Origin of the sequence: Methylobacterium sp. WSM2598 (genome assembly GCF_000379105.1) — a bacterium.
Taxonomy (GTDB): domain Bacteria; phylum Pseudomonadota; class Alphaproteobacteria; order Rhizobiales; family Beijerinckiaceae; genus Methylobacterium.
Genome location: NZ_KB900609.1, coordinates 4,622,594 through 4,638,543 on the forward strand (window position 1 = coordinate 4,622,594; position 15,950 = coordinate 4,638,543).

A 15,950-nucleotide genomic window follows, 5' to 3' on the forward strand; every position below is an offset into this window, starting at 1 on the left:
GGCTGCGACACTCGAATCCAGCCGCTCGCGGAGACCATGCCCGCCAAGGTCGATGATACCCCGTCGCAGACTTCGACATCATGTCCGGCAGCACGAAGGCCTTGGACGGCCGAGCCGCGCAGCGCGGCGGCATAACTACCCGGAAGGGGATGGCAGTCGATCGGCAGAACCCGCATGCGAGCCGTTCAACTCTCAGGGTGAGCCCCGGTTCTGACTTCCGCGCGGCGGCTCAACCAGTCAGTCAAGCCGAGGTCTCTTTCACGCCCCCAAGCAAAAGCAAAAACGGCAGCAAGCATCCATGTATTTATCACTGGGATCCGGCTCTAGACTCAATCGCAAAGAGAGGGGCAGACAAGCATTTGCGCTGATCCCGCTGGAATGGGCAGGACTTCGAAGAGCCTTATCGGCCTCCGCGACTGTGCCCGCAGGCGCCGATCAGCGCAAGTTAGCATTTCCCTTGTACTCATGGAAAAGCATAGTAAATGGTAGGACACATGCTGCTAAAATGAGAGGCTTGTCGATGAAATTAACTGCCAAAGCACCCGCTATGGCCCCCAATAAGTACCCAAACCACGCTAGAGCGAATATGGCGCTTTCGCGTTTCACTTGCTTGCCCGGAGAGGGCCACATCCAAGACACAAGTTCTTCGCCAATCTTTTGGAGATTTCCCGTAATAAACACATGATTCAGGGTGACGCCTCCAAAACGGTTAGCAGCCGAGTTCTGAATCCCCATTCCGATTGCAAGAAGCAATGCTCCCCAGAATTTATCGGTAAGACTGCTAAAAATCAGCAAGCCACTTGTGACCAATAGCGCTCGAAAAACTTCCAGACCTGCTCGTACTATGATTCGGCCGAATACAACTCCAAACAAGAACATGGCTATAATGGCAGCATGAAATGCAGCTTCCCTATATTTGCCCGTCGCAATTTCCATTCCCATAAAAATCGTATTGCCCGTCATTAGTCCCGCAAAAGCATTCAGATGCAAATACCCAACGGTATCTGCGTATCCGGCGATGAGCGCCAGCGCCGTTGCACGGAGCATAGGACTACCTCACAATAAGAACGCAAATGGAATGTTCGTGGATAGAGGAACGCCATGCTCGTCCTCTAAACGGTGCCAGGCAGCTGATCGAGCCGCTTGGCCGAATTTGGTTAACGCCGGCGACAGCCAAACCGCGTCGGTCCCGCCTGCTGAACGGGGAGTCATGCGCACCACCGCCTTAGGTTCCAGCACGACCGCCTCCACTTGCCAATTCAACATCGCGCAACCTGCTTTGGTCGAAGACCATCGATCAAGTTCAGCATGCGGCGGAACAGGTCACGCGGCACCGCCACTTCGGCCAAATGGAACACCGTGTGGCGCGAGTGGGCGATCACCTTCGCGCCGACCTTCCCCAGTCGCTTGAAGCGCAGGCTCAGATCTTTACTCCCATAGAGCCGGCAAACCCTCTTGTGGCTTATCCGCCAGCTCTCCCGGCGCAGGAGGATGTGGATCCAGAAGGAGCCGTAGCGCACCCAGCTCTTGGCCAGATTGCAGATGCGCATCCGCAGCGGTGCCTGATCAAGCTTGGTCGAGCGGCAGCGGATGCCCGACCGGCCGCTGCCGAGCGCGCCGCAGCTGCGCCGCTCACTCACTGGGATCACGTCTGATCCTGTTCTGGCACGGGGGTGCTCCTCGGTGAGACGAGCCCGGCCGCGCTGGATGCCGGGCGATTTGCAGCGAAGCCGTCGCGAGGATCAGGACTTCTAGGTTGCATACTCGGCCTTACGCGAATTGGTGGGAGCGCCAAAGGGGCAATCGCCGATTTCGAAAAGTCCGCTGTCGGGTGCCGAGCGACCATTCCGGCGGTACCGGTCGAAGGTCTGGAAGTGGCGCATCTCGGAACCCTGGCGCCAAACAGATTGCGATCACGGGTGCGAGCCGCGCCGCCTTCGCATCGGCTCGGACATGTCCAGCGGCCCAACCGGCCGCAGTTTGCAAAGCAGAGGACGCCCCCAGGTTCGCAGCCGTCACCTGCGATGAACGCGCTAGCGTTCCGGCCGGCCCGGACCGCGGATTGAAGCCACGCGAGACGCCGTCACTTCGTGCTTGACGGGCCTCCCAAGTCCGGAATACCGATTGGTATACCGCGTTTGATTCCGGTCTGAGAACTCCTCGCCCCCGCCGACGAAGGGGCTGCGGCCGGAGCCCGACATGCGCCGACCCCGTCGTCCAAGCTGAGACAAGCATGGCGGCGATCCGCCCCATCCACGGGCGGCTGCCTTAGAAAAATAAGTCGAGCCGGAGGAATGCCCGTGACGAAGGAGTCCATGACCGCGCTGTCCAGGCGCCGGGTGCTGTCCGGGATGGCCGCGGTTCCGCTGGTATCGATCGGCGCGACGCGCGGCAGGGCCGCCGAGTTCGTCTGGAAATACGCGACCGGCCAGGATCCGACGCATCCGGTCAACCTGCGCGCCGCCGAGGCGATCGCGCGGATCCGCGAGGCGACGGGCGGCCGCGTCGAGATCAGCCTCTTCCCGGCCAACCAGCTCGGCTCGGACACCGACCTGATCTCGCAGGTCCGTAACGGCAGCGTCGAGATCCTCAACATCTCGGCGTCGGTCCTGGCGACGCTGGTCCCATCGTGCGGGATGCTCAACACGGGCTTCGCGTTTCCCGACTACGACCACGTCTGGAAGGCGATGGACGGCGCCTTCGGCGATCTCGTCCGCGCGCAGATTGCGAAATCCGGCCTGTTCGTCACGGAGAAGATCTGGAACAACGGGTTCAGGCAGATCAGCTCCTCGACCCGCAAGATCGACAGCCCGGACAGCATCAAGGGCTTCAAGATCCGGGTGCCGGTCGCGCCGATGCTGACCTCGCTGTTCCAATCGCTCGGCGCCAGCCCGACGCCGATCAATTTCAACGAGGTTTATTCCGCCCTGCAGACGAAGATCGTCGAGGGACAGGAGAACGCGCTTCCGCTGATCTATACGACGAAGCTCTACGAGGTGCAGACCAGCATCTCGATGACGGATCACGTCTGGGACGGATTCTGGGTCGTCGGCAACCGCCGCGCCTTCGCGGGCATGCCCGCGGACCTGCGCGACATTGTCGTCAACGAGATCAACAAATCGGCGATCGAGCAACGGCAGGACGTCGTGAAGCTCAGCGACAGCCTGCGCGGCGACCTTCGAGCCAAGGGCATCACGTTCGTTGACGTCGATCGCGCGGCCTTCCGCGACACGTTGCGCAAGAGCGGCTTCTACAAGAACTGGCAGGCCAAGTTCGGGGACGAACTGTGGAATAAGCTGCAGGACGTCGTCGGTCCTCTCTGATGCGGCGTCTTACGGCGCGATCTGCCGCGGACAAGGAGATCGGCGCATGTCGCAGATGATGGCGGTCTACGAACAACTCCGGGATGCCATCCTCTCGCTGGAGATGGCCCCGGGGCAGCGGTTCAGCGAACGGTCCCTGGAGACCCGGTTCAGCGGTTCGCGCACCCCCATCCGCGCCGCCCTGGCGCGCCTGGAGACCGACGGGCTCGTCGCCCGGGAGGACCGGAGCTGGATCGTGACGCCGATCTCGCTCGATGAGCTCGAACAGGCCATCGAGTTCCGGCAGGTGATCGAGGTCGAGGTGGTGAAGCTCGCCTGCCGTCGTGCGCAGCAGGCCGACATCGCGGTCATCGAGGAGATCCTCGCGTCCTGCCGGGAGGACGAGTCCCGTGCGGCGTGGCACCGCGTCGGCTCCGACTTCCACGTCGAGCTGGCGCGGCTGACGAACAACGGCTTCTACATCCGCGCCGTCGAGGACCTGATGATCCGCCTGTCGCGGGCGCGGTGGCTCGAGGTCTGGACGGTGGAGGGCCGCGATCGGTCGTGGGACGAGCACCACGCCATCCTGCACTTCATCCGGGAGGGCCGCGTCGAGCAGGCGGTCGCCGCGATCACGAACCACATCGAGGGCGTGCGGTCGCGCAACATCGGCAGCCGGCTCACGGACGGGCCCTCTCATCAGGTCCGCGGCTTTGCAGTGGTCGGAAAGGCATCATGACCCAGACCCCGAACCCCGGCGCCCTGGCCGGGATCCGCGTCGTCGAGGTGGGCTCGTTCATCGCCGGCCCCTTCTGCGGGCAGCTGCTCGCTGATCTCGGTGCCGACGTCGTGAAGGTCGAGCCGCCGCAATCCGGCGACGTGATGCGCCAGTGGGGTGCGGTCCAGCTCGACGGCAAGTCGCTGTGGTGGCCGGTCATCGCCCGCAACAAGCGCAGCCTGACGCTCGACCTGCGCACCGGGCGGGGTCAGGAGATCGCGCGCGCGCTGATCGCGGAAGCCGACATCCTGGTCGAGAACTTCCGCCCCGGCACGCTGGAGAAGTGGGGGCTCGGCCCGGACGATCTGTGGACGACCAATCCCGGCCTGATCGTCGCCCGGGTCTCCGGCTTCGGGCAGACGGGCCCCTACAGCCGCGACGCCGGCTTCGGCGCGATCGCCGAGGCGATGGGCGGGCTGCGCACGCTCGCCGGCTTCCCAGACCGGCCCCCGCCCCGCGCCGGCCTATCGATCGGCGACTCGCTGGCGGGCGCCTTCGCGGCCCTCGGCACGCTGGCCGCGCTCGAAGCCCGCCGGCGGACCGGCAAGGGGCAGGTGGTGGATGTCGGCATCACCGACGCCGTGCTGGCGGTCCAGGAGAGCGTCCTGTCGGAGTACAGCGCGACGGGCGCGCTGCGCGAGCGGACCGGGACGCGGCTGCCGGGCATCGCACCCTCCAACCTCTACCCGACGCGTGACGGGCAGTGGGCGATCATCGGGGCGAACGGGGACGCGATCTTCAAGCGTCTCGCGCAGGCCATGGGCGCGTCCGAACTGGCCGCCGACCCGCGCTACGCGACGCACCGCGCCCGTGGCACCCACCAGCAGGAGTTGGACGACCGCGTCGCGGTCTGGACGCGGACGCTGCCGCTCGCGGAACTCCTCGCCGTCCTCAAGCGCGCCGCCGTGCCGGCTGGCCCGCTCAACGACGCCGCCGGCATCGTGCAGGACGCCCACTTCCGCGAGCGTGGCGCCGTCGTGGAGGTCGAGTCCGAGGAGTATGGGCGCCTCACGATGCAGGGCGTGACCCCGCGGCTCTCCGAGACACCGGGTGCCGTGCAGTGGGCTGGTCCGCCGCTCGGGCACCACACGCGCGAGGTCCTGTCCGAACGGCTCGGCCTGAGTGCCGCCGACATCGCCCAACTCAAAGCCGACGGCGTGATCTGATCCCGCCGCGCTGCCACCGCCAGCCCCATCCAGACGGAAGCACGCCCGTGTCAGACATCGCGATCTTCACTGCCATCCAGAGGCTGGTGCATGGCTGCGGCGCCCTGAACCAGCTCGCTGACGAGGTCGACCGCTTCGGCCGGCGCAGGATCCTGCTGGTCACGGATCCGGGCTTGGTGAAGGCAGGCATCGCCGGACGCGCGCTCGACCTGCTGCAGGGACGCGACGTCGAGGTCTTCTCGGACGTCGAGCCGGATCCCAGCATTGAGACGGTGGTCGCCTGCGCCGACCGCGTGCGCACGCAGAAATGCGACCTGATCGTTGGCCTGGGCGGCGGCAGCGCCATCGACACCGCCAAGTGTGCATCGGTCATGGCCACCAACCCGGGCGCCGTCGAGGATTACCTCGGCATCGACAAGGTCACGTCGCCGGGCGTCCCGAAGATCATCGTCCCGACAACCGCCGGCACGGGCAGCGAGGTGACGAACGTCGCCGTGCTCAGCCTGAAGGCGCAGCACACCAAGAAGGGCATCGTCAGCCGCTACCTGCTCGCCGACACGGCCCTGCTCGATCCTGAGCTGACGCTCGGGCTCCCGGCCGCGGTGACGGCCGCGACCGGCATGGATGCCCTGACCCACGCGATCGAAGCCTACGTCTCGCGCTTCGCCCAGCCGATGACCGACGACTTCGCACTCAGGGCGATCCGCTTGATCGGCGAGAACCTGCGGACGGCCGTTCACAACGGCCAGAACATCCGGGCGCGCGAGGCGATGCTGACGGCGAGCCTCTACGCCGGCTACGCCTTCGGCAGCGCCGCGACCGGGATGGTGCACGGCCTAGCGATGCCGCTCGGCGGGCAGTTCAACATCCCGCACGGCATCGCCAACGCCGTGCTGCTGCCCCACGTGATGCGCTGGAACCTCGTCGCGGCCCTGCCGCGCTATTGCGACGTCGCGGCGGCCCTCGGCGAGACGGTCGCCCACCTCCCGGTCCGCGAGGGCGCCGAGCGGGCGGTCGCGACGGTTGAGGCCCTGTCGCGCGACGTCGGCATCCCGGCGCATCTCGACGATCTCGCCGTGCCGCGCAGCGCCATGGAGGCGCTCGCCCGCGATGGCATGACGAATGTCCGCCAGGTCCGTCCGAACCCGCGCGACGTCACCTACGAGGGGCTGATGGACATCCTCGGCCGCGCCTTCCGGCCGGAGGCCTGACGACGATGCGGCTGCCTGCCTTCGCCCACATCACTGAGGTCGGCCCCCGCGACGGCCTCCAGAACGAAGCCCGCTTCATGCCGACCGAGGACAAGGTCAGGCTGATCGAGCAGCTGGCGGCGTCCGGCCTCGGCGAGATCGAGGTGACCTCGTTCACCCATCCGTCGTGGATCCCGAACCTCGCCGACGCCGAGGAGGTCGTGCGGGCGACCCGTCACCTGCCGGTCGGCGCCTTCGCGCTCATCCCCAACGCGCGCGGCGTGGAGCGGGCGCAGCGCGCCGGCATCAAGGGCATGACCTTCGTCTTCTCGGCGACGGACAGCCACAACAGATGCAACCTCAACCGTTCGACCGAGGAATCGCTCGTCGAGATCCTCGACCTGCACGCGGCCGCGGGAGCGGACGGGCTGCGGCGGCGGATCTCGCTGTCGACGGTGTTCGGGTGCCCCTTCGAGGGCGCGGTGCCGGATGAGCGCATCCACGCCATCGTGGCCCGGCTGGTCGCGGGCGGGTGCGAGCGGATCGGCCTGTGCGACACGATCGGCATCGCCGATCCGGTGCAGGTCGACCGGCTGTCGCGGGGGCTGATCGCGCGCTTCCCCGGCATCGTGTTCGAGCTTCACCTGCACAACACGCGCGGCTGCGCGCTGGCCAACGTCCTGGCCGGGCTGCAGGCCGGCATCGTCCACTTCGATACCGCCATCGGCGGGCTCGGCGGCTGTCCCTACGCGCCCGGCGCGACCGGCAACGCCGCGACCGAGGACGTCGTGTCCATGCTGGAGGCGATGGGCGTCCGCACCGGGATCGACCAGGCGGCCCTCCTGGCGAGTGACCGCCACCTCGCGCAGTGGCGTGGCGCGCCCCTCGACAGCGCGGTCTGGCGCGTCGCCCAGCGCTGCTCCTCCGCCGAGACTGCACCCTGAGCTTTGGCCGACATCCGCGCTCCCGCCCTTCCGGCTGCGGGGTGACCCTCACGACTGTTCCGCTCGCGGCCGATGTCCCCGACGTTACCGCGACGGCGCGGATATCGACCGTGACGAGGCCGGCGTGATCGCGCGCCTCGCGACGGTTCGGGACGATTATCCGGGCCGCATCCGGCCTCGACCAACCGCCGGATGCGAGGCCCGTCTGCGCACCGCCCCCAAGACGCCCAGAGCTCAACCTGCGGCCTCGTCGCCCGCACCGGCGAGGCGGCGCAATCTGGGCCAGGGGACGATCGCGCCGGGTGCCTCGTGGCTGCTATCCGGTGGCGCGCAGGGTTCGTCGTTAGTGAGGGCGGGCGGCCCCGTTCGACCGCTGCGACTGATCGGCAAAGGCGGAAGCTGGCCAGCGACGACTAAGGCTAGGGTCAAAACCAATCAGCTTAGCCATGCAAGGGGCTGCTCTCGACCCTACCAGACCCCCGGAATGCACTCTCATAACCGCCGCTGCTGACCCCAAGCGGACATTTGAACCGCTGGCGACCAAGGTCTGGATGGGGTGGAGGCTGTGTGATAACGCAAAGGCGGCAGGAGGATCTTCCCTCGATAACCCTGGGCAGCGCCGGAATAGGCACCCAGTTGGCATCTCGGCCGCCATCCAGGATGCTCGGATAACGGCTGTGTAGAAGATTATTCTCCGATTTCGGAGCGCGCCTGAGTTTTCACACGGCCTCGGTGGAGAGCCGCCATTGGCCCGTTGCCCGAAAGCCGACATTCGGCTTTTCTCCCATTCCTGCCATCCAGCTGACCCAAGCGGCATCTCCAAATCGGCCATTCGCCGACTGGACATTATGGATCCTGCCCTCCCTTGGCTGGGATCGCCCATCGCTGGCCACGCAGGTTCGGCAGCGAGGTCTCGTAGTCGCGCAACAGGGCCGCTGCCTCGGCGGTGTCACACCCGGCCTTGCTGAGGCCGATGATGATCGCAGTCAGCGCCGTGACCTGTGTCTCGGCCTCCACGATGCGGCGGTCCAGCGCCTCAAGGATCTCGTCCTGCCTCTGCGATGGCCTACCGGAGCGAGGAGATCGAAGCTCGCGGCTCGGCGGGCTCCTAAGGAATGGACCGGATGTACTCGCGCTGCGCCGCCGGAAGAATGGGGCAACCATTCCAGAGGAAGTTCGATGGAGACACTTGCCACAATAACCGTGATGGATCCCGCCGGATCCGGAGTCGCTCAGGTACCACCGCAGGTGTCTCCGGCGCCGGAAGCGGACAGCCCCGTCTGTGCGCTGGCGCGTAAGCTCGATGGCTTTGCCCCGCTCTCGGTGCAGGATCGAGCGGCGCTTGAAGGCCTGACCGGCTATGTCCGGCCGGTCGAGCGGCACACCGTCATTGTGGAGCAGGACAGCGTGGCCAATCACGCGCTCATCGTCTTCGCCGGGTTCGCGAGCCGTGACAAGCGACGTGCGTCCGGCCGCCGCCAGATTGTGGCTTATCTCGTCCCCGGCGATCTGTGCGACCGCGGTGTCCTCCACAACTACCCGCTCGACCACACGATCGAGACCCTCACGCACTGCCTCGTCGCCAAGGTTCCGCGCGTGGCTTACTTCGACCTGCTCGGCCGGCATCCCCGCATCGCGCTCGCGCTCCAGTACGCGAGGCTCGCCGAAGAGGCGACGGCGCACGAGTGGGTGGCCAATGTCAGCCGCTCGGGCACTGAGCGAATGGCGCATCTCCTGTGCGAACTGCTGGAGCGCCTGGGATCAATCGGCCAGGTCTCGGATGGTCAGTATGATCTGCCGTTGACCCAGGTGGATCTGGCCGACACACTTGGCCTGTCGTACGTGCACGTCAACCGCGTGCTGCAAGCCCTACGACGCGACGGGCTGATCTCGCTGCGGGGACCGCGCCTGCAGATACTCGCGCCGCAGCGGCTGCGTCAGCTCGCGGAGTTCGAGGCCGGGTATCTCTAGCGAACGCCGGCTGTCTCGAGGCCCATAACGGCCCGCTTCCTACGCGGGCGCTGGGCTGCGACCTAGTCGCCGTCCTGAACGGTGGGACGCACGCCAGCTGCGGTCGCGATGAGAACGGCCTCGGGTAGGGTGTGGGCGCCGAGCGCCTCCATGACCCGAGCCCGGTGGATCTCCACCGTGCGCGGGCTCAGGCCCAGCGTGCGGGCGATGGTCTTGTTGGTCCCGCCCGCGAGCAAACCCTCCAGCACCGCGCGCTCGCGCGCGGAAAGCGCCGCAGTCCGGGCACGGGCCTCCTCGCCCTGGCGCGCCCGATCAGCCTCGGCGTGGATCTCGGCGAGCGCCGTTCTAACCGCGAACAGCAGCACCTCCGGTGTCCAGGGGGCTTCGAGGAAATCGACCGCTCCCGCCTTCATGGCGCGGACCCCGAAGCCGACGTCGCCCCCGCTCGCGCCGACCGCCAGCACGGGCAGGTGCGCACGTGCCGCCTTCAGCGCGCTTGTGGTCACCAGGCCGCTCGCCTCCTCGAGGTCGAGCACGACGCAGCCCGGCATCAGCGAGCCAGCAATCTTGAGGAGGGCCTGACCGCTCGCAAAGGTCTGCACCTCGTACCCGGCGGCTTGCAGGGCACCAACAAGGCTACTCCGGGCGTCGTCCCCAACCGCGACCACGTAGGCGCGCAGGCCGGTGTCGGTGGTGATGTCCTGCGCGATCCCGCCCGCTGACCGGCTCCGTCCGTCAATGCCCGGGATCGGGAAGAAGGTGTCCCGGATGCGGCGCACCGCGTGGTCTGAGGCGCGCTGGATGCGATACTCCAACACGACTGTCTCGCCGCCGCCGACCCGCTCCAGCGCCTGCGCGGCGGCGTCGCGGTCCTCCGGGTGAAGGCTGGCGAGCCAACTCGCGAGGTCCGGCATGTCCTCGGCGGACATGCCCCAGACCTGCGCGAAGGCCGGGCTGAGATAATTGAGTTGTCCGCTCTCCAGGTCGGCGAGCCAGAGAACGTTCGCCGAATGCTCGGCGAAGCGCTGGAAGCGCTCCTCGGTCAAGCGCAAGGCACTCACCTTCTGCAGGCGGTCGATCACCGGCCCCAGGATGATGGCGTAGGTGCGCAGGAACTCGGTATCCTCTTTGCCGAAGTCGCGCGGTTCGGTCGCGTCCACCTGCAGCAGGCCGTAAGCCTTCCAGCCGGGCACGAAGATCGGCACGTTGGCGAATGCGATGACTCCGGCCTCCTTCATGAACGCGGGGACATCAAAGCGCTCCTCCTTGCGGATGTCCTGCGTGATGGTGGGCCTGCCTTCCTTGATCGCGAAGGTCTCGGAGGAGCGCTCTCTCACGGGTAGGCGCAGCCGACCAACGATGCCCGGCTCCCAGCCGACGCCAGCCCGCACGAGCAAGCTTTGCCCGTCCCCTTGGATCTCTAGGATCTTGGCGCGGGTGATGCCGCAAGCCTCGGCGACGAGACGGCAGGCTTCAGCCAGCACCTCGTCGAGGTTCTCGCTGCGCAGGACGAACTCGCCGAAATCGGCCAGCACCTGCTGGCTCTTCATCATCTGCTCTTGGCTGGGCATTGGAGTTCCCCGGCGCTGAGCGATCAGGCGCTTGTCAGCGAAGAACCGTGGCTCGGACCCTGCGCAGCACCTCAATAACTGGTGTACGCGCGAGCCAGGGCTGGGTCCAAGCCCGTTCCAATAGGGCTTGATGAATGGAACAGCCATGCTGGAACATGGCCGTCCTCGGCCAGCCCCGGTCGTTCAGGGCCGATCAGACCGCCGGTAAGCAGACCTTCCGAACGCCCGAGAAGGGTCGGAAGCGGCCCTTCAGATCTCGGCAGCTCAATGTCGGCTCCTGGCGCGCAGCGGCCCTAGCCCACACTACGCCTAGGCTTAGGTTGCAGTCGGGTCAGGGCGCGAACAATTGCCGTAGTGCTCGGACGTCCTCAAGATTTTCGAGGTCGTTGATACGCGCAATCAGGTCGTCCGCGCGCGATACCCCAAGCACCGGCACGATCAGGTCGCGAACCTTCGCGTTAACCCGCTCCGTGCTCAGGGGGTTCTCCTTCGTTCCCGGCGGAAACTTCGTGAAGTGCTCGAGCCTGCGCCCGTCGGCAAGGATCACCTCGACCCGCGCGCTGCGCGGAGCCTCCCGTGTCATCAGGCCGGGATCGCCCACCACCTCGACCTTCTCCCGCACGGACTGGATGGATGGCTCCTGCATCAGCCTCGGATCATGGCTGTCGGCGAAGGAGACGGCCCCCTTCACGAGCGCCAACGCGACGAGGTGCTGACAGTTCACGTCTGGCATGGCGCTGTGCCCGACGATGCCGACCGCGTCGGTCGGCAGATGCACCACGACCTGTCGCACATCGGTGGCCCGCAGGCCGTGGCGCTCGCGCAAGGTCAAAACCGCGTCGAGCGGCGACTGGATCGGGTACCCGACCGAGAAGGTCTTGATCGCGGTCTCGGTGACGAAGAAGCGGCTCCCGAGCCCCTCCAGCATCGCCTCGGGCTTTGGGTCGCTTGAGAGCGCGATGAACAGGTTGTGCGTCCCGTCGAGGACGTCAGCGACACCGGTCAGGCCGGCTTGAACCATGGAGACGGCAGTGACGCCGTTGCGGGCGCCCATGCCGGCGAAGTCGAACGCCTTCTCGATGTGGTCCTCGTCCTTCACCCAGCTCCACAGGCCCGAGACCTGCTGGGCCGCGTAGGACAGCGCGAAGCGCGTGCTCCGCTCGTCGAGGCGGGCGAGTATGGCGGCCGCCCCGAGCGCACCGAAGGTCGAGCTCGTGCCCTCTGCGCTACGGTGGGAGCCGCGCACAAGGTCTGGCCCGAGCGCCAGCAGCAGCCGGCAGCAGAGATCGTAGCCGAGCGCCACGGCGCGGATCATCTCCAGGCCGGAGCGGCCCTCCTTCTCGGCCATCGCGAGAGCTGCGGGCACGGTCGCGGAGCCCGGATGCGCCTTGGTGACCGGCTCGAAGTCGTCCGTCTCGTCCGCGTGGGCACACATGGCGTTGGCGAGCGCCGCGTTGATCGCGGTCGTGCGCAGGTCGGAGGCGACGACGGTGGCCTGATCGGTGCCGCCGAGGCCGCGCACATAGGCCGTCGCCAACTCGCCAGGCCGCATGCGAGCGCCGGAGATCATGGCGCCGAAGGTGTCAAGGATGCGGTGCTTGCAGGCCTGCACGACCTCGGGCGGCAAAGGCCGGTCCCGCGCCTCGACCATGTAGCGGGCGAGCTGTCCGGTGACCTCGCCACCGGCCGCGGCCACCCGCACGGGACTGGCGGCTGCGGCTAGGAGGCTGCCCGTCACTTGCAGGAACTTGCGTCGATCCGTGCCATGTCCTGAAGCGGTCTGGGACATCTCCTGCTCCTCCCCGAGTTCTGTCGTGTGGTGGGCGGCTCCTACACGTCGGTGTGTACGAGATGGGGCGGTACCGCTCTGCCGGCATCCGGCCAGGCTCGACCTGGCGGCCGTCGGTGGGACCTGGATCGCCGTGTAGGTCGGCGCCGGCGGTCTGCGAGGGGAGCAGCGCCGCGCAGAAGGCGATGCCACCGGCGCACAGGGCACAGGTACTCATCGCGGTGCCCAGCCGCCCGGTTGAAGCTTCCCCAGTTCGCGATGCTGAGAAACGCCTGGAGCCCCAGGAAGTGGGCCCGCTCCATCGTGCCCTGCCGGCCTGTGCCCGCAGGCGTCGCTGATCCACCGAAGTGGCACGCTTGCGGTCGGGCGAGAAGCCTTTCTGCGAGGGATTGATGGACTGAGTTCAGGTGGGCGAGATGATCTCCGCCCTTCTTCGCTCTGTCCTGTGTGGCACCACCAGATAGGCGCTCACGGACGCGATCCGCTAGACCAATCTCGCGGTGCGTCACGTACAGCCGGCGCGCGAATGGCGCCCGTGGTGCGTGAGGCGGAGGGCGAGCGCGAGTTGGCGGATTATGCGCTGGGGCTTCCCGCCGCCCCCGAAGCTCGGCACCCAGCCCGTCACAAACGTCCGCAACGTGATCTCGTCCTACTGGCGGCCATGGTTCAAGCGCGCGTTCCGCTGCCTCGTGTCGGCCTCCTTCAGCGAGTACGCCGAGACCAAGCCCCGCAAGACGCCGGCGACCGAGATGCATTATTTTGCGGCCTTCTACCAGCCGCAATCAGGGCGGCTGAACCGAAGCCCCGCCTACCGCAGGAAAGGCCCTCGACCGGGAGCGGCGTTGTCACGCCTGATTGGCGAAAATCGCCGGCTGCTTACCACGCGCTTACCAGCGTCTCATCCTGGTAAGCGCCCGGTCGCTTAGTTTTCACTAAATGCTTGAGTTTGATGGCGCGCCCGAAAGGATTCGAACCTCTGACCCCCAGATTCGTAGATTGGGGCAGGGTGCTGGAAATACTCAGTTTTTCTGCAAACCAAACACAAATCTGATCCTGAACGATCAAGGGGTTACGACCCAAGTTGCAAACCACGAAGGGTTGGTGCCGAGCCCCGAAACGAGAAACGCCGCCCCGGGGGTAGGAGCCCGGAACGGCGCAAAGGAAACGTCTCGTCAGCGCTCATCCCATAGCCACGGCCAGCCGGCCGGCGCAAGCCGTCTCTTCGCTCTGGTCGACAAGAGCGGGTCAGTGGCGGGGGTCTTCGCCCGCCCTAGCGCGGTGCGCGCCTACCTGCATGGGGGCGTCGCATGATGGCCGACGTCCTCACCTTCCCACGTCACCGCATACGCCGACTTGAGGCCGACGCAGTGCGGCTTGGCTACGACTGCGGTGACTGGTGCGCCGAGCTGTACCGGCGCGGGCAGTTCCTGCGCCGGATCGGCTACGGCACCCTGCGGCATGCCCGCGCCGAAGTGGAGCGGATCCAGGCGAACGGCCTGCAGCGGCTGCCGGATGCTCGGCCGCACTGGACCTCAGTCGCCTACGGCGATCTGAGCGACGGCTCCCTGGACAATGTGTTTGGCGACCTTCCCCGTGACCTCCTCGACGATGGAGGCGACGCAGCATGACCGCGCCTCGCCCCGACACCAACCACATCAGCCACGGCACGTCCGAGATGTTGTTCGCCTGCATCGTCGAGGCTCTTGATCTAACAATGTTCAAGGCGGGCCTCGCAGCCGACTGTGCCGCCATCAACGATCGCGCTGGCCTGAACTACCACGCTCGCCAAACCGCGATCGTGTTCGAGCAGGTCCTCGGCCTTCTCGCCATGCTGAACGAGGCCAGGAAGGCCGCGCAAATTGCGGAGGAGTTCGCATGATGCACGACTTCTCCGAACGCGTGCGCGCGGCCAGGAAAGCCGCTGAAGCCAGCTATGACTTGGGCCGTGACGAACCCGAGACGGAGGCGCGCAACGCGCCTCCACCCCGCAACGACATCGTGACGGAAGACAGCGCGGCGTGCGAGTTCACGGCCCTCTATGAGGGCCGCCTGCTCTACTGCCACAGCTCCGGCTCGTGGTTCGAGTGGAACGGCTCGGCATGGCGGCCGGACCGCACCGGCAAGGCATTCCAGTGGGCCAGGGAGATGATCCGGCGGCTCGTCTCAGACGAGCGCGACAAGGCCCGCTTTGTGGCGTCCAAGACCAGCTTCGCGCTTGGCGTGGAGCGGTTCGCCCGCTCGGATCCGGCCTTCGCCGTCACTGCCGACGCTTGGGACGCTGATCCGTGGCTGCTCGGCACGCCCGGAGGCACGGTCGATCTGCGCACTGGCCAGTTGCGGCCTGCGAGGCCGGACGAGCGGATCACAAAGCTCGCCGCCGTCGCGCCAGCCCGGTTGCCGGATTGCCCGCTCTGGCTCGCTTTCCTCGAGCAAGCCACTGGCGGAGACGCCGAGTTGGACTTGCTTCGGTTTAGTAGAGAGCGGTTGAACAGGTGCCCCGCCTCTCGAACCGGACAGGGCTGACGAAGCCGAGCGCGGAATGGCGCCGGCAGGGATTGTAGAAGCCATCGATGTAGCGGGCCAGGGCTTCGGTCGCCTCGGCACGCGTGTAGAAGACGGTGCGCCAGACCATCTCGCTTTTCAGCGTCTTGAAGAACGTCTCGACCATCGCATTGTCATAACAGTTGCCCTTGCCAGACATCGAAATGGTGATCCCGCGGCTTCGTAGTTCAGCCTGGTACTCGTTCGAGCAATACTGACTACCTCGATCCGAATGATGCACCAGACCAGCTGCCGGCCGTCGCACAACCAAAGCGCGACGCAAGGCAGTCAGGGCCAATTCCTTGTGCAGCCGGTCGCCAGCTGCCCAGCCGACGACCCGCCGGGCATAAAGATCGATCACCACCGCCAGATAAAGCCAGCCCTCCCGTGTCCAGATGTAGGAGATGTCAGCCCCCCACTTCTCGTCGGGCTCTGCGGCGGTGAAATCCTGGTCGAGCCGGTTGGGCGCGACCGGGAAGGCATGCTGGCTGTCGGTGGTGCGCCGAAAGCGGCGCGGCTGGCGAGCCTTGAGCCCGCTCTCCCGCATCAGCCGCGCCGTGCGGCGCCGGCCCACGCCAAGCCCTTGCTCGCGCAGCTCGTGCGTCATGCGCGGGCTGCCATAGGTCTCGTGTGAGAGCGCGAAGGCCGAGCGGACGTGGGCGAGCAGCACGAGGTCCTCGCGCTGACGGCGCGACGCG

General features: G+C 66.6%; 14 protein-coding genes and 1 pseudogene. 9 read left to right on the forward strand and 6 right to left on the reverse strand.

The features are described from left to right. Nucleotides 1-435 precede the first annotated feature (435 nt). Both MET2598_RS39665 and MET2598_RS39670 read right to left on the reverse strand, forming a co-directional pair. The gene (locus MET2598_RS39665) at nucleotides 436-1,047 is read right to left on the reverse strand and encodes a YoaK family protein (protein WP_012331179.1); all 612 of its coding nucleotides are present in this window, start codon (nucleotides 1,045-1,047) and stop codon (nucleotides 436-438) included. Nucleotides 1,048-1,403: 356 nt separating this feature from the next. Next, nucleotides 1,404-1,640, reverse strand: a pseudogene (locus tag MET2598_RS39670) (IS3 family transposase); the annotation flags it as partial. Between the two features lie 654 nt (nucleotides 1,641-2,294). Here MET2598_RS39670 and MET2598_RS0121855 point away from each other — a divergent pair. The 5 genes from MET2598_RS0121855 to MET2598_RS0121875 are packed head-to-tail and all read left to right on the forward strand — an operon-like array spanning nucleotide 2,295 to nucleotide 7,380. Continuing rightward, nucleotides 2,295-3,323 carry a TRAP transporter substrate-binding protein gene (locus MET2598_RS0121855; RefSeq protein WP_018262356.1) on the forward strand — a complete coding sequence of 343 codons (1,029 nt, stop codon included), beginning with the start codon at nucleotides 2,295-2,297 and terminating at the stop codon, nucleotides 3,321-3,323. A gap of 46 nt (nucleotides 3,324-3,369) precedes the next feature. After that, nucleotides 3,370-4,041 carry a GntR family transcriptional regulator gene (locus tag MET2598_RS0121860; protein WP_012331176.1) on the forward strand — a complete coding sequence of 224 codons (672 nt, stop codon included), beginning with the start codon at nucleotides 3,370-3,372 and terminating at the stop codon, nucleotides 4,039-4,041. Continuing rightward, nucleotides 4,038-5,246, forward strand: a complete 1,209-nt coding sequence (locus MET2598_RS0121865; protein WP_018262357.1) for a CaiB/BaiF CoA transferase family protein — start codon at nucleotides 4,038-4,040, stop codon at nucleotides 5,244-5,246. The genes MET2598_RS0121860 and MET2598_RS0121865 overlap by 4 nt, the downstream gene beginning before the upstream one ends. Nucleotides 5,247-5,293: 47 nt before the next feature. Next, complete coding sequence (locus tag MET2598_RS0121870) at nucleotides 5,294-6,457, forward strand: iron-containing alcohol dehydrogenase (protein ID WP_012331174.1); 1,164 nt, start codon at nucleotides 5,294-5,296, stop codon at nucleotides 6,455-6,457. Nucleotides 6,458-6,462: 5 nt separating this feature from the next. Continuing rightward, entirely contained in the window at nucleotides 6,463-7,380 is a 918-nt protein-coding gene (locus MET2598_RS0121875) for a hydroxymethylglutaryl-CoA lyase (RefSeq protein ID WP_018262358.1), read from the forward strand. Between the two features lie 846 nt (nucleotides 7,381-8,226). Here MET2598_RS0121875 and MET2598_RS42285 read toward each other — a convergent pair. Next, nucleotides 8,227-8,397 carry a hypothetical protein gene (locus tag MET2598_RS42285; protein WP_012331172.1) on the reverse strand — a complete coding sequence of 57 codons (171 nt, stop codon included), beginning with the start codon at nucleotides 8,395-8,397 and terminating at the stop codon, nucleotides 8,227-8,229. Nucleotides 8,398-8,559: 162 nt separating this feature from the next. Here MET2598_RS42285 and MET2598_RS0121885 point away from each other — a divergent pair, with 162 nt between their 5' ends. Continuing rightward, complete coding sequence (locus MET2598_RS0121885) at nucleotides 8,560-9,351, forward strand: Crp/Fnr family transcriptional regulator (protein WP_012331171.1); 792 nt, start codon at nucleotides 8,560-8,562, stop codon at nucleotides 9,349-9,351. Nucleotides 9,352-9,413: 62 nt separating this feature from the next. Here the strand turns inward: MET2598_RS0121885 and MET2598_RS0121890 are convergent, their stop codons facing one another. Together MET2598_RS0121890 and MET2598_RS0121895 are read right to left on the reverse strand one after the other, a co-directional pair. Beyond that, a complete protein-coding gene (locus MET2598_RS0121890) occupies nucleotides 9,414-10,922 on the reverse strand; it encodes a LuxR C-terminal-related transcriptional regulator (protein WP_018262360.1) in 1,509 nt (502 codons plus the stop codon). A 331-nt stretch (nucleotides 10,923-11,253) separates the two neighbouring features. Beyond that, complete coding sequence (locus MET2598_RS0121895) at nucleotides 11,254-12,711, reverse strand: MmgE/PrpD family protein (protein WP_018262361.1); 1,458 nt, start codon at nucleotides 12,709-12,711, stop codon at nucleotides 11,254-11,256. A 1,307-nt stretch (nucleotides 12,712-14,018) separates the two neighbouring features. On the opposite strand from MET2598_RS0121895, the gene MET2598_RS0121900 reads away from it, so the two are divergent. From MET2598_RS0121900 to MET2598_RS37095, 3 genes are read left to right on the forward strand one after another with little or no spacing between them, the layout of a single operon-like run. Continuing rightward, entirely contained in the window at nucleotides 14,019-14,339 is a 321-nt protein-coding gene (locus tag MET2598_RS0121900) for a hypothetical protein (RefSeq protein ID WP_018262362.1), read from the forward strand. Further along, nucleotides 14,336-14,590, forward strand: coding sequence for a hypothetical protein (locus tag MET2598_RS0121905; RefSeq protein ID WP_018262363.1), 255 nt, complete (start codon nucleotides 14,336-14,338; stop codon nucleotides 14,588-14,590). Before MET2598_RS0121900 ends, MET2598_RS0121905 begins: the two co-directional genes overlap by 4 nt. Further along, nucleotides 14,587-15,234, forward strand: coding sequence for a hypothetical protein (locus MET2598_RS37095; protein WP_084673907.1), 648 nt, complete (start codon nucleotides 14,587-14,589; stop codon nucleotides 15,232-15,234). The genes MET2598_RS0121905 and MET2598_RS37095 overlap by 4 nt, the downstream gene beginning before the upstream one ends. On the opposite strand, the gene MET2598_RS42965 is transcribed toward MET2598_RS37095, so the two are convergent. After that, nucleotides 15,182-15,950: IS3 family transposase (locus MET2598_RS42965; protein ID WP_063824143.1), on the reverse strand; the 769-nt coding region annotated here is incomplete at its 5' end. The two genes, MET2598_RS37095 and MET2598_RS42965, sit on opposite strands and share 53 nt — an antisense overlap.

Bases quoted from the DNA above. Each gene is read 5' to 3' on its own strand.
- MET2598_RS39665 (WP_012331179.1), bottom strand. From the start codon at position 1,047: ATGCTCCGTGCAACGGCGCTGGCGCTCATCGCCGGATACGCAGATACC.
- MET2598_RS0121900 (WP_018262362.1), top strand. From the start codon at position 14,019: ATGATGGCCGACGTCCTCACCTTCCCACGTCACCGCATACGCCGACTT.
- MET2598_RS0121865 (WP_018262357.1), top strand. From the start codon at position 4,038: ATGACCCAGACCCCGAACCCCGGCGCCCTGGCCGGGATCCGCGTCGTC.
- MET2598_RS0121875 (WP_018262358.1), top strand. From the start codon at position 6,463: ATGCGGCTGCCTGCCTTCGCCCACATCACTGAGGTCGGCCCCCGCGAC.
- MET2598_RS0121855 (WP_018262356.1), top strand. From the start codon at position 2,295: ATGCCCGTGACGAAGGAGTCCATGACCGCGCTGTCCAGGCGCCGGGTG.
- MET2598_RS0121885 (WP_012331171.1), top strand. From the start codon at position 8,560: ATGGAGACACTTGCCACAATAACCGTGATGGATCCCGCCGGATCCGGA.
- MET2598_RS0121895 (WP_018262361.1), bottom strand. From the start codon at position 12,711: ATGTCCCAGACCGCTTCAGGACATGGCACGGATCGACGCAAGTTCCTG.
- MET2598_RS0121890 (WP_018262360.1), bottom strand. From the start codon at position 10,922: ATGCCCAGCCAAGAGCAGATGATGAAGAGCCAGCAGGTGCTGGCCGAT.
- MET2598_RS37095 (WP_084673907.1), top strand. From the start codon at position 14,587: ATGATGCACGACTTCTCCGAACGCGTGCGCGCGGCCAGGAAAGCCGCT.
- MET2598_RS0121905 (WP_018262363.1), top strand. From the start codon at position 14,336: ATGACCGCGCCTCGCCCCGACACCAACCACATCAGCCACGGCACGTCC.
- MET2598_RS0121860 (WP_012331176.1), top strand. From the start codon at position 3,370: ATGTCGCAGATGATGGCGGTCTACGAACAACTCCGGGATGCCATCCTC.